Source organism: Pseudoxanthobacter sp. M-2, from assembly GCF_046156265.1.
Lineage (GTDB): Bacteria > Pseudomonadota > Alphaproteobacteria > Rhizobiales > Segnochrobactraceae > CAMDHY01.
Map to the genome: position 1 here is coordinate 31,223 of NZ_JAWDIR010000012.1, position 11,874 is coordinate 43,096.

Sequence of the window (11,874 nt, forward strand, 5' to 3'; positions counted from 1 at the left end):
CCGTGGCGGGTTTTCCGCTCCCGCGCCCGTCGGTGGAACGGGGCAGGGAAGGGAAGCCGGTGGCCGGACGGTCGGGCGGCGCTGACGCAAGCGGCACCGAGGTCTCGGTGCTGGCGCCGCTGCGCCACCGCGCCTTCGCGCTGCTCTGGCTCGCGGCCACCGCCGGCAACATCGGCATGTGGGTGCGCGACGCCACCTCCGGCTGGGTGATGACCGGCCTCGCGCCGGGTCCGGTCTATGTGGCGCTGGTGCAGGCGGCGGCGATGCTGCCGGTGTTCCTGCTGTCGCTGCCGGCCGGCGCCATCGGCGACATCGTCGACCGCCGCAAGATGATGATCGCGGTGCAACTGTGGCTCGCGGCCGTCGGCCTCGCCTTCTCCGGCCTGACGGCGGCCGGGCTGATGACGGCGCCGCTCCTCCTGGCGCTGACCTTCTGCGCCGGAATCGGCACGGCGATGACCTTCCCGGTCTGGCAGGCGGTGATCTCCGAGCTGGTGCCGCGCTCGGAACTGCGGCTCGCCATCGCGCTGAACGGCGTCGGCATCAACGTCTCGCGCGCCGTCGGCCCGGCGATCGCCGGCGCGGTGGTGGCGACGGCGGGGGCGGCATCGGCCTATCTGATCGACGTCTCCGCCTATGTGTTCGGCCTCGCGGTGCTGTTCTGGTGGCCGCGGCAGCCGACGGTGCGCAAGCATCCCGAGCGCTTCGGCAGCGCCATCCGCGCGGGGCTGCGCTATGCGCGCCGCCATCCGCCGCTGCAGCGCACGATCGTGCGCTCGATGCTGTTCCTGGCGTTTGCGAGCGTGCTGTGGGCGCTGCTGCCGGCCGTCGCGCGGGACCAGCTCGGCACCGGGCCGGCCGGCTACGGCATCCTGCTCGGTGCGCTCGGGGCGGGGGCGGTGTGCGGGGCGATGGTGATGCAGCGCGTTCGCCGCCGCTTCGGCACCGAGCCGATGGTGCTCGCCGGCTCGCTCGTCTACGCCGCCGGCGTCGGCGTGCTGGCGCTGACCGACGTGTTCGCGGTCGCGTTCGCCTCCGTCGCGGTCGCCGGCGCCGCCTGGGTCGCGGTGCTGACGGCGATGATGTCCGGCGCCCAGGCCGTGCTGCCCGACTGGGTGCGCGCCCGCGGCCTCGCCGTCTACCGCACCGCCTATTTCGGCGCGATGACCGGCGGCAGCATCCTGTGGGGCGTCATCGCCCAGCACTGGTCGCTTCAGATCGCGCTCCTCGTCGTCGCCGGCGCCGGCACGGTGGCGGCGCTGATCGGCTGGCTGATGCCGCTGCCGGCCGGCGACCAGCACCTCGACGCCGCCCCCGCCTGGGAGCCACCGCCGGAGTTGCCGCCCGGCCTTCCGGCAGGCCGGCGCCGGGCGCTGGTGACGGTCGAGTACCGCGTGCCGGTCGAGCGTCACGCTGAGTTCCTCGCCCTTCTGGAGAAGCTCGCGGTGGTGCGCCGGCGCGACGGCGCTGTGCGCTGGGGCGCCTATGTCGACGTCGCCGAACCGGAGTGGATCGTCGAGTGGTTCGAGACGCCGACCTGGGAGGAGCACCTCCGCCAGCACCAGCGCGGCACCGTGGCGGATGCCCGCCTGCAGGCGGAGGTACAGGCCTTCCACATCGGCGGCCGGCCACTGGTGTCGCATCTCGTCAAGGTGGCGTGAGAGGTCGTTCTAGACGTCACCCAAAAGAGCGAACCGAAACCCTCCCCCCTCGCGGGGGAGGTCGGCGCGCCAAAGGCGCGACGGGAGGGGGGGCCGCGCCGCGGCAGCGGCGAGGGAAGACTCTCTCCGCTTGCCGCGAAGGGTCCATTGCTGCAGCGACCCGTGCTTCCTTCGGACGCCTCATTTGCGGCCGCCCCCCCTCCCTACCCTCCCCCGCGAGGGGGGAGGGTTTGCCCCGAGGACGGGGTCACCGGATCAAACCGATACGAAGACCCGGGGTGACCGTCCATTTCCGCGGTCCATCCCGTCCATCGGCGCGGCGGATCGCATCCATCTGCTCTTTTGATTGGCACTGGCGCGCCGGATCGGCTTCAAGGGTCGGCTCGCCCGCCGCCATTCCGCGACGGCGCCTGCCACCACCGGTCGTCCGATGTCTCCGCCGCCCTCCGCCTTCGCCCGCCGTCTGCCCCGTCTCGCCACCGAGGCGCGGGCGACGCTGATGCTGGCGCTGCCGCTGGCGGCGACGCAGCTCGCCCAGATCGCCATCAACACGACCGACGTGGTGATGGTCGGCTGGCTCGGCGCCGAGGCGCTCGCCGCGGTGGCGCTCGGCTCCGGCGTGAACTTCGTGCCGCTGATGTTCCTGATCGGCGTGGCGGTGGCGGTGTCGCCGCTCGTCTCGCAGGCGCGCGGCGCCCGCAGTCACTTCCTGCGCGACGCCCGCCGCTCGGTGCGGCAGGGGCTTTGGGCGGTGACGCTCCTCGGCCTGCCGTGCTGCCTCGCGCTCTGGCAGACCGAGGCGATCCTCCTCGTCGCCGGCCAGGAACCGGCGGTCTCGGCCGAGGCTGCGGCCTATGTGCGGGCGCTTGTGCCGGGGTTGATCCCGGCCGGCTGGTTCGTCGTGCTGCGCTCGTTCGTCTCGGCGATGGAGCGGCCGCGCTCGGCCCTCGTCGTCATGGTCGCCGCCTTCTTCCTCAACGTCCTGATCAACTGGCTGCTGATCTTCGGCAACCTCGGCTTCCCGCGGCTCGGCGTCGTCGGCGCCGGCGTCGCCTCGTCGATCTCCAACGTCGCCTGTTTCCTGGCGCTGCTCGGCTTCATCCTCATCGACCGCCGGCTGAAGCGCTTCTCCATCCTCGGCCGGCTGTGGCGGCCGGACGGGCCACGGTTGTGGCGGCTGCTCGTCGTCGGTGTGCCGATCGGCGCCTCGCTCTTGCTCGAGCTCGGCCTGTTCGTCGGCGCGACGCTGCTGATGGGGGCCTACGGCACCACGGCGCTCGCCGCCCACCAGATCGCCATCCAGATCGCCGCCGTCACCTTCATGGTACCGCTCGGCGTCGGGCAGGCGGCGACCGTGCGGGTCGGGCTCGCGGCCGGGCGCGGCGACAGCGTCGGCGTCGGCGACGCCGGTCTCGTCGCGGTTGTCATCGGCGTCGGCTTCATGGCGGCGATGGGGCTCGTGATGATCGCCGTGCCCGAGCCGCTGATCGCCGCCTTCATCGGTGTCGCCGATCCGGCGAACGATCCGTCGGTGGCGCCGCTCCACGCGATGGCGGTGACGTTCCTGTTCTATGCGGCGTTGTTCCAGGTCGCCGACGGCATGCAGGTGGTCGGCCAGGGCATCCTGCGCGGCCTCTCCGACACCCGCGCGCCGGTGATCTTCGGCTTCATCGGCTTCTGGCTGGTCGGCTTCGTCGCCGCCGCCGGCCTCGGGCGCCTCTATGGCCCGACCGGCATCTGGATCGGCCTCGTCGCCGGCCTGTTCGTCGTCGGCGGCCTCTGCCTCGCCCGTTTCCTGCGGCGTGACAGGCTCGGCCTCGTCGCGCGGGCGACGAGGCAAGAAGTCAGTGCTGAGCTCAGAACCGAGTCGTGAGCCGCGTCAGCCAGTCGGGCGAGGCTTCCACCAGCCACGCCTCGACGGCCTTGTCGGTCCCGGCGAGCACGGCCAAGCCTACGACCACCAGCACCACGCCGATCACGAGCTTGCCGACGCTGCCGGCCGACAGCAGCTTTCCGCGTGCCTTGAGCAGCCAGGTGCGCCCGACGGTTCCGAGCACCGCTAGGGGCAGGCCGGCGCCGAGGCCGAAGGCGAGCATGACGGCGGCCACCGACCACAGGTCCTCGCCGCGCGCGGCGAGGACCGAGGCGGCGCCGAGCGTCGGCCCGACGCACGGGCTCCACACCGCCCCGAGCAGCAGCCCGACGCCGAACTGGCCGCCGACGCCCTGACCGGAAACGCCGCCGAAGCGGGTCTCGGTCCAGGCGCCGATCGGGGCGGCGGCGAGCGCGAGCCGCGCCTGCGCCGCCGGCACCATCAGCACGACGCCGAGGGCGATCAGGATCACCGCCGCCAGCCCCCGGAAGACGTCGCCGTCGAGCCCGATGGCGAAGCCGATGGTGGCGACGAACATGCCCACCACCGTGAACGACAAGGCGAGCCCGGCGGCGAGCGCCACCGGCGCCAGCCGGTGCTCGCCCGCCGCCGCGCCGAGCACGATCGGCAGGATCGGCAGCACGCACGGCGACAGGATCGACAGGCCGCCGGCCAGGAAGGCGAGGACGAGGCTGGAGGCGCCCATCGGTCCGAGGCTCCCGTCAGCCGGCGAAGGCGGTGGCGACGAGCTTGCGGATGGAGGCCGGGTCGGTGTCGCCGACGGTGCGACCGGTCTCCTTGGCGCCGGCGAAGACGATCAGCGTGCTCTGCTTCTGCACGCCGAGCGACCGCAGCACGTCCTTCTGGGTGTCGAAGTCGACGCTGAAAACGGTGAGGCCCTTGAACTCCGGCACCGCCGGCAGGGCGGCGAGGGTCGGGGCCTGGGCCTTGCAGACCGGGCACCATGGGGCGTTGACGTCGATCAGGATCGGCTTGCCGGCCTTCTGCGCCGCCTCGAAGGCGGCCGGGGTGAACGGCGTGCCGACTTCGGCGCGGGCCGTCGCGGCAAAGAGCGTGGCAACGAGCGCCAGCAGCAGCGCTGCGGCGGTGACGGCAATGCGGGTGGCAAGGCGCGCTCGGTGGTCGAGGGCGGTGGCTGCGGTTGCGATCATGGTCATCTCCCAGGGAACTGTCCGGCGGGCTTCGACGAGGCCCGGTCACGCCCCTTCTTTCGGTGCTGGCCGCAGCGGCGTTACGGTGCTCACCGGCTCGTGATCGAAAAATCCCGAATGATCCGCCCCCCGGTGGCTCCGCGCGCCGTAACGAAGGGCGCCCGTGCGGCGAAGAGGATGCAGTGGCGGACCCGGCGGAACGTGAGTGGGACGAGCTGATGCGGGCGTCGCTGGCCGGCGACGACGCCGCCTATTGTCGGCTGCTCGCTCGCCTGACGCCGTCGATCCGCGCCTCCGTGCGCCGGGGGCTGGCCCGAGCCGGCGCGCCCGCCGCAGAAGTCGAGGACATCGTGCAGGAGACGCTGTTGGCGATCCATCTCAGGCGGGCGAGCTGGGACCCGGGGCTGCCGCTGGCGCCCTGGGTCGCCGCCATCACCCGCTACAAGCTCGTCGACAGCCTGCGCCGGCGGGGCCGCCGCGGCGAGGTGTCGATCGAGCCGCTGGTGGAAACGCTGAGCGCGCCGGCCGAGGAGCGCGCCGCCGCCCGTGACGTCGCCCGGGCGCTGGCCACGCTGCCGCGCGGCCAGCGCAGCGTCGTCGAGGCGCTGGCGGTGACCGGCGAGACGATCGCCGAGGCGGCGCGGCGGCTGTCGATGTCGGAGGGCGCCGTGCGCGTCGCCCTGCACCGGGGGCTCGCGGCGCTCGCCGCGCGCTTCTCGAAGGAGGAGAGATGAGGACCGACGACCTGCTGCGTGCGCTCGCCGCCGACGGTGGCCGGGTGCGCGTGCCGCTGGGGAGGCTGCTCACCTTCGCGGTGGCCGGCACGACCCTGCTCGTCGCGGCGGTCTACCTGCCGCTGCACGGCCTGCGCACCGACATCGTGACGCTCGACTGGTCGCTGCAGGTCATCTTCAAGCTCGCCGTGCCGCTCGCCGCGGCGCTGGCCGCCGGCGCACTGGCGCTCGATCTCGTCCGGCCCGGCGTTCCGCCCCGGCGGCGTCTCGCCTGGCTCGCCGTCGTGGCCACCGTGCTCGCCCTCGGTGTCGCGACCGAGCTCGCGGTGCTGCCGGCGAGCGAGTGGTGGCCGCGGATGGTCGGCCGCAACGCCGTGCGCTGCCTCGCCACCGTGCCCGTCCTCTCGGCGCTGCCGCTCGCCGCGGCTCTCGCGGTCTTGTCGCGCGGTGCGCCGATGTCGCCCGCGGCGGCGGGCGCCAGCGCGGGACTGGCGGCCGGCGCCGCCGGCGCGCTCGTCTACGCTCTCGTCTGCCCGGACGACTCGCCGCTGTTTGTTGCCGTCTGGTACGGCATCGCCGTCGCCGCTGTCACCGCCCTTGGCGCCCTCGCCGGCCGCCGCTTCCTGCGCTGGTAGCGGCCCCCGGGACAGCGGCCCGGTGGCCGGCGGAGGGCCGGGGAGACCGTGGGCACCTTGTGGCCTCCCGGCCTCATCACGACGACGCTCGCTCGCCTTGATCCAGATCAATGCTCGCCGCCCCGTCCCATGAAGAATGGGTGATCACACCAAAAGGCGGGAGGAACATATCATGGACAAGGATCGCGTGATCGGTTCGGCCAAGGTCGTGAAGGGCAAGATCAAGGAAGCCATCGGCAAGGCCGTCGGCGATGTGAAGCTCGAGTCCGAGGGGACCGCCGACCGGGTCGAGGGCGAGATCCAGAACGCCGTCGGCGGCATCAAGGATACCCTCAAGGGCAACTAGCCGCGGACAAGGAAAAGCAGCCGCGGGAGGACGAGGCTTCGTCGGGGCCCCGTCGTCCAATCCGAAGCGAACAGCGATCAGGTGCGACGCCCGCCCGGCGCGGCGGACGCGCGCGCCTTCCAGTACCCGGCCGCACCGGCCGTGTGCCCTCCGACACACGTTGGACCGCAGGCCATGAGCCGCAATGTCTTGTATTTCGTCATCGGTGTTCTGGTCATCGTCGCCGGCGTCGCGGGCTATCTCCTCTACCAGGAGCAGCAGAAGCCCGGCGTCAGCATCGAGATCGGCGAGGGTGGCGTGTCGATCGAGGGCAAGTAGCCTTTTCGATCGGAGACGGCGCGGCCGCGGCCGTGCCGGACGATGCGTGCAGCGAGGGACCGAGGCCCGCCAGTGGTGGCCCGGCCCGGCTCTCTCAGGGAGATCGATCCATGTCGCTCGGCCTCATCCTCGTCATCCTGCTCGTCATCTTCCTGCTCGGCGGCTTCAGCGGCCGCTTCGGCGGTTATGGCTACGGTTTCGGCCACGGCGGCATCGGCGTGATCGGGGTGGTCCTGATCATCCTTCTCGTCCTCGTCCTGATGGGCCGCATCTGAGCCCACGGGGCCGAAGCCAGGCCGGGACAGCGCGGCCCGCTCAGTCCGGGAAGTGGCAGGCCACCGCGTGTCCGCCGGCATTCGCCGTCAGTACCGGCTCGACCTCGGCGCAGAGCCCCTGCGCCCTCGGGCAGCGGGTGCGGAAGCGGCAGCCGGACGGCGGGCTAGCCGGGTTCGGCACGTCGCCCGTCAGCACGATGCGCCGCCGCGCCCGTTCGCGGTCGGGGTCCGGCACCGGTGCCGCCGACAGCAGCGCCTGCGTATAGGGGTGGCGCGGGTGCGCGTAGAGGTCGTCGTTCCCGGCGATCTCGACGATGCGGCCGAGATACATCACCGCCACCCGGTCGGCGAGATGGCGCACGACCGCGAGGTCGTGGGCGATGAACAGGTAGGCGAGGCCGAGCCTGTCCTGCAGGTCCTTCAGCAGGTTGAGCACGCCCGCCTGGATCGACACGTCGAGCGCCGACACCGGCTCGTCGAGGACGACGAGTTCGGGCTCGAGCGCGAGCGCGCGGGCGATGCCGATGCGCTGGCGCTGGCCGCCGGAGAACTGGTGCGGGTAGCGCTTGGCGTGCTCCGGGTCGAGCTTGACCAGCGCCATCACCGCGGCGACGCGCTCGGGGATCTCCGCCTTCGGCACGCCGAGATTGCGCATCGGCTCGGCGATGATGTCGCCGGTGGTCAGCCGCGGGTGCAGCGAGGCGTAGGGATCCTGGAAGACGATCTGCAGGTTGCGTCGCACCGGCTGCAGTTCGGAGTGGCGCAGCCTCGCGATGTCCTGGCCCTTGAACAGGATGTGGCCGTCGGACGGGTCGAGCAGCCGCACGACGCAGCGCGCCAGCGTGGACTTGCCGCAGCCGGATTCGCCGACGAGGCCGAGCGTCTCGCCGGCGGCGACCGTGAACGACACCCCCGCCACCGCCTGGACGTGGCCGACGGTGCGGTCGAACAGGATGCCGCGCTTGATCGGGTAGGCCTTGACGAGGTCGTCGACGACGAGGAGCGGCGCCGCCGGGGCGCCGCCACCGCCACCGCCGCCGGTGGTGTCGAGCGCGGGCCTCATCGGGCGCCTCCAGCCGCCGGCATCGGCAGCGGCGTGCGCGCCGAGAGATCGGCGAGGTGGCAGGCGGCGGCGTGGTCGCCGACGGCGATCAGCGCCGGCCGCTCGACGGTGCAGCGCGGCACGGCGATCGGGCAGCGCGGGTGGAAGGAGCAGCCCGGCGGCCGCGCCGCGAGCCCCGGCGGGCTGCCCTCGATCGGCACGAGGCGGCCGCGGTCGCCCTCGAGCGAGGGCAGGGCCTTCAAGAGGCTCGCGGTGTAGGGATGGGCTGGCCGGTAGTAGGCCTCGCGCACTGGCGCCCGCTCGACGACGCGGCCGGCGTAGAGGATGGCGACGCGGTCGGCGAGACCGGCGACGATGCCGAGGTCGTGGGTGATCAGCACCAGCGCGAGGCCGCGCTCGCGCCGGAGCCCGTCGAGCAACTCGATGATCTGCGCCTGGATGGTGACGTCGAGGGCCGTCGTCGGCTCGTCGGCGATCAGCACTTCGGGATCGTTCGCCATCGCCATGGCGATCATCGCCCGCTGCCGCATGCCGCCGGAGAACTCGTGCGGATACTGCGCCGCCCGCCGCTCGGGGAAGGGCACGGCAACCAGGGCGAGGAGGTCCACCGCCTTCCTCATCGCCTGGCGCTGCGACACCGAGCGGTCGTGGATGCGGATCATCTCGGTGATCTGGGCGCCGACCGTCATCACCGGGTTCAGCGCCGTCATCGGGTCCTGGAAGATCATCGCCATGCGCTTGCCGCGCAGCCGCCTGAGCGCCTCCGGCCGGCCGAGATACTCCTCGCCGTCGAGCCTGACCGAGCCGGTAACGGTGACGCCGGGCCCGGTCAGCCCCATGGCGGCGAGCATCGTCACACTCTTGCCGGAGCCGGATTCGCCGACCACCGCCAGCACCTCGCCGCGGTCGACGGAAAGATCGACGCCGCTCACGGCCTCGAGGCCGCCGGCGGGGCCGGGGAAGACGACGCGCAGGTCGCGCACTTCGAACAGCGGCGGCCGGGTGCCGGCGGCAGATGCTGGGGCGACGGCGCTCACGTGCCGCTCCTCGGGTCGAAGAGGTCGCGCAGGCCGTCGCCGACGAAGGAGAAGCCGAGCACCATCGACAGGATCGCCATGCCGGGGCCGAAGGCGATCCACCACGAATAGAAGTGGACGGCGCCCTCGGAGATCATCTGGCCCCACTCCGGCGTCGGCGGCAGCGCGCCGAGGCCGATGAAGGAGAGGCTGGCGGCCAAAAGCACGATCTGGCCGAGGTCCATCGTGGCATTGACCAGCGTCGGGCTCCAGGCGAGCGGCAGGATGTGGCGGATCAGCACGCGCGGGCGCGAGGCGCCGGCGGCGATCGCCGCCTCGACGTGCTCGCGGCCGCGCAGCGACAAGACCTGCGCCCGCATCAGCCGCGCATAGACCGGCCAGGACACCGCCACCATCGCGATCGCCGCGTTGTCGAGGCCGGGCCCGAGCGCCGCCGTGACGGCCATGGCGAGCAGGATCGGCGGGAAGGCGAGCGTCACGTCGACGAAGCGCATGATGACGCTGTCGACGAGGCCGCCGAGATAGCCGGCGATCGCGCCCAGCGCAGAGCCGATCCCGACCGCCACGGCGACGACGATGACGGCGATCGGCAGCGAGTAGCGGGCGCCGTAGAGGGTGCGCACCAGCACGTCGCGGCCGAGCGCGTCGGTGCCGAGCCAGTGCGCCATGCTCGGCGGCTGCAGGCGGCGGCCGGCGATCATCAGGGGGTCGTAGGGCGCCCACAGCGGCACCGTGACGGCCACGATCACCCAGAAGGCGATGATGGCGATGCCGATGATCACCGGCAGCGTCAGCCACTGCGGCCGCGTGCGGCGGCGCCGGACGGCGGGGGTGGTGGCGGGGAGGGCGGCGTCGGTCATCAGCCGAGCTTCACGCGGGGATCGGCGAGCGCATAGGCGATGTCCGTCACGAGGTTGGTGAGGAGGAAGGCGGCGCCGCCGACGATGGTGACGCCGATGATCGCCGGATAGTCGAGCGCGCGGGCCGCATCGACCGCGTAGGTTCCGATGCCGGGCCACGAGAACACCGCCTCCGTCAGCACCGCGCCGGTGATCAGGTAGGCGAAGGAGAAGCCGATGATGGTGAGCGTCGGGATCATGGCGTTGCGGAGCGCATGGTTGAACAGCACCCGCCGCTCGGTGGCGCCCTTGGAGCGGGCGGCGAGGATGTAGTCCTGGCCGAGCACGTCGAGCATGCTCGCCCGCACCAGCCGTGTGATGATGCCGAGCACCGCCCAGCCGAGCACGATCGCCGGCAGGATCAGGCGCCGCAGCGCGTCGACGAAGGCCGGCCAGTCACCGGCGATCAGCGCGTCGATCGTATAGAAGCCCGTCACCCCCGGTGGCGCCGCCATGCGCGGGTCGAGCCGCCCCGGCCCCGGCAGCCAGCCGAGGACGACGGAGAAGACGTAGAGCATCAGCAGGCCGGACCAGAACACGGGCACGGACGAGCCGAGCAGCGCCAGCACGCGCGCGGCGTGGTCCATCCCCTTGTCGCGGAAATGCGCCGCCGCGACGCCGAGCGAGACGCCGCCGACGATGCCGACGATCATCGCCGCGATGACGAGCTCGAGCGTCGCCGGCAGGCGCGCCATCAGGTCCTGCGCCACCGGCCGCTTGGTGCGGAAGGAGGTGCCGAGGTCACCGGTCAGGAGGTTGCCGACATAGACGAGGTAGCGCTCCGGCAGCGGCCGATCGAGCCCCCAGCGCGCCTTCGCGGCGGCGACGACCTCCGGATTGGTCATCTGCCGCTCGCCGACGATCGCCACCAGCGGATCGCCCTTCGTCATGTTCGACAGCAGAAACGCGATGGTGACGACGCCGAGCAGAAGCAGCGGCACCGCGATCAGCCGTCGGACGATGGTGCGCAGCATCAGTACGGAAGTCCCAGCTTCGAAGGGGCACGGTCGTCATGCAATCCGCACGCCGCCACTGTGCCGGCCGAGAGGGGCGAGGCGACGATGCTCACGCCGCGATCGATTCGATCGTCAGCCGGCGGCCCAGAACGCGGGCGACGGCGTCGAGGCGGTCGAGCTTGGTGCGTTTGGCGGGGTCGAGGATGCGGCGCACCTCCGCTTCCGCGAGGCCGAGCTGTTCGGCGAGCGCGACCTTGGTGAGGCCGCTCCGGCGCCACAGACGCCAGACGGCGAGCTTCGCGGCGAAGGCCGCCGGCAACACGACCACGGTATCGCCACGGGCGGCGGCGCGGGGAGACGGCACGTCGGTCTCGTCCTTCATGCGGCCGGCGATGGCGACGACGACGGCGTCCTCGGCGTTGACCAGCGCCTCGGCGGTGCTCCTTCCTGCCGAGAGGACCTCCGGCAGGTCAGGGCAGCGCACGAACACCTCGTTGTCCTCCTCGGAGGCTTCGAGCACGACGACCCATTCGGATTCCTGCATGACCGTCTGCCCTCCGTCTGCTCGGCCGGTCGTGTGGAACGCGGCGCATGTCACAAATCGCCCGGGTCGATCCCGAGCTGTTCGCAGATCCGCCGGACGTGCCCGGGGCTGAGCTCGCCGCTTTGCACGGTCGTGAGCCGCCCGGCCAGCCGGACCCGGTAGTGGCTGCCCTTCCCGAGGGTCTTGTCGACCTCGAAGGCGAGCGAGCGCTTGCGGGCGAACCGACGGAGCCTGCGCAGGAACTGTTCGCGCTGCATGCAGCCACCCGGATCGTGGTGGACGGCGACACTCTAGCATGCCGCCGGGTCACTCGTACATTTTTGTACGATTGGCCCGGCGGGGTCTCAGATCGACGCGTCGA

Annotated in this window: 15 protein-coding genes; 7 read left to right on the top strand and 8 right to left on the bottom strand. The window is 72.3% G+C overall.

The genetic code is table 11. The annotated features are described in order from the left end of the window. Nucleotides 1-59 precede the first annotated feature (59 nt). Both RUR49_RS10765 and RUR49_RS10770 read left to right on the top strand, forming a co-directional pair. Nucleotides 60-1,661 carry an MFS transporter gene (locus tag RUR49_RS10765; RefSeq protein ID WP_409146403.1) on the top strand — a complete coding sequence of 534 codons (1,602 nt, stop codon included), beginning with the start codon at nt 60-62 and terminating at the stop codon, nt 1,659-1,661. A gap of 430 nt (nt 1,662-2,091) precedes the next feature. Further along, nucleotides 2,092-3,534, top strand: a complete 1,443-nt coding sequence (locus tag RUR49_RS10770; protein ID WP_409146404.1) for an MATE family efflux transporter — start codon at nt 2,092-2,094, stop codon at nt 3,532-3,534. On the opposite strand, the gene RUR49_RS10775 is transcribed toward RUR49_RS10770, so the two are convergent. Then, nucleotides 3,518-4,240 (bottom strand): cytochrome c biogenesis CcdA family protein, encoded by a 723-nt coding sequence (locus RUR49_RS10775; RefSeq protein ID WP_409146405.1) that lies wholly within the window; start codon nt 4,238-4,240, stop codon nt 3,518-3,520. The genes RUR49_RS10770 and RUR49_RS10775 overlap by 17 nt on opposite strands. A 16-nt stretch (nt 4,241-4,256) precedes the next feature. After that, nucleotides 4,257-4,706 carry a thioredoxin family protein gene (locus tag RUR49_RS10780; protein WP_409146406.1) on the bottom strand — a complete coding sequence of 150 codons (450 nt, stop codon included), beginning with the start codon at nt 4,704-4,706 and terminating at the stop codon, nt 4,257-4,259. A gap of 182 nt (nt 4,707-4,888) precedes the next feature. On the opposite strand from RUR49_RS10780, the gene RUR49_RS10785 reads away from it, so the two are divergent. The 5 genes from RUR49_RS10785 (at nt 4,889) to RUR49_RS10805 (ending at nt 7,014) form a co-directional block, all read left to right on the top strand. Then, nucleotides 4,889-5,440 (top strand): sigma-70 family RNA polymerase sigma factor, encoded by a 552-nt coding sequence (locus RUR49_RS10785; protein WP_409146407.1) that lies wholly within the window; start codon nt 4,889-4,891, stop codon nt 5,438-5,440. Next, nucleotides 5,437-6,075, top strand: a complete 639-nt coding sequence (locus tag RUR49_RS10790; RefSeq protein ID WP_409146408.1) for an NrsF family protein — start codon at nt 5,437-5,439, stop codon at nt 6,073-6,075. The genes RUR49_RS10785 and RUR49_RS10790 overlap by 4 nt, the downstream gene beginning before the upstream one ends. Nucleotides 6,076-6,247: 172 nt before the next feature. Continuing rightward, nucleotides 6,248-6,421 carry a CsbD family protein gene (locus RUR49_RS10795; RefSeq protein WP_409146409.1) on the top strand — a complete coding sequence of 58 codons (174 nt, stop codon included), beginning with the start codon at nt 6,248-6,250 and terminating at the stop codon, nt 6,419-6,421. 174 nt (nt 6,422-6,595) lie between these two features. After that, entirely contained in the window at nt 6,596-6,739 is a 144-nt protein-coding gene (locus tag RUR49_RS10800; protein ID WP_409146410.1) for a hypothetical protein, read from the top strand. 110 nt (nt 6,740-6,849) lie between these two features. Then, nucleotides 6,850-7,014: a DUF3309 family protein gene (locus RUR49_RS10805; RefSeq protein ID WP_409146411.1), complete on the top strand. Its 165-nt coding sequence runs from the start codon at nt 6,850-6,852 to the stop codon at nt 7,012-7,014. 40 nt (nt 7,015-7,054) lie between these two features. Here the strand turns inward: RUR49_RS10805 and RUR49_RS10810 are convergent, their stop codons facing one another. The 6 genes from RUR49_RS10810 to RUR49_RS10835 all read right to left on the bottom strand — a co-directional run bounded on the left by RUR49_RS10810 (nt 7,055) and on the right by RUR49_RS10835 (nt 11,770). Continuing rightward, the gene (locus RUR49_RS10810) at nt 7,055-8,077 is read right to left on the bottom strand and encodes an ABC transporter ATP-binding protein (RefSeq protein WP_409146412.1); all 1,023 of its coding nucleotides are present in this window, start codon (nt 8,075-8,077) and stop codon (nt 7,055-7,057) included. Continuing rightward, nucleotides 8,074-9,114 carry an ABC transporter ATP-binding protein gene (locus RUR49_RS10815; RefSeq protein WP_409146413.1) on the bottom strand — a complete coding sequence of 347 codons (1,041 nt, stop codon included), beginning with the start codon at nt 9,112-9,114 and terminating at the stop codon, nt 8,074-8,076. Before RUR49_RS10815 ends, RUR49_RS10810 begins: the two co-directional genes overlap by 4 nt. Then, complete coding sequence (locus RUR49_RS10820; protein ID WP_409146414.1) at nt 9,111-9,974, bottom strand: ABC transporter permease; 864 nt, start codon at nt 9,972-9,974, stop codon at nt 9,111-9,113. The genes RUR49_RS10815 and RUR49_RS10820 overlap by 4 nt, the downstream gene beginning before the upstream one ends. Continuing rightward, nucleotides 9,974-10,987, bottom strand: coding sequence for an ABC transporter permease (locus tag RUR49_RS10825; RefSeq protein WP_409146415.1), 1,014 nt, complete (start codon nt 10,985-10,987; stop codon nt 9,974-9,976). Before RUR49_RS10825 ends, RUR49_RS10820 begins: the two co-directional genes overlap by 1 nt. 91 nt (nt 10,988-11,078) lie before the next feature. Continuing rightward, nucleotides 11,079-11,513, bottom strand: a complete 435-nt coding sequence (locus RUR49_RS10830; RefSeq protein ID WP_409146416.1) for a type II toxin-antitoxin system HicB family antitoxin — start codon at nt 11,511-11,513, stop codon at nt 11,079-11,081. A gap of 50 nt (nt 11,514-11,563) precedes the next feature. Further along, a complete protein-coding gene (locus RUR49_RS10835; protein WP_409146417.1) occupies nt 11,564-11,770 on the bottom strand; it encodes a type II toxin-antitoxin system HicA family toxin in 207 nt (68 codons plus the stop codon). Nucleotides 11,771-11,874: the final 104 nt, after the last annotated feature.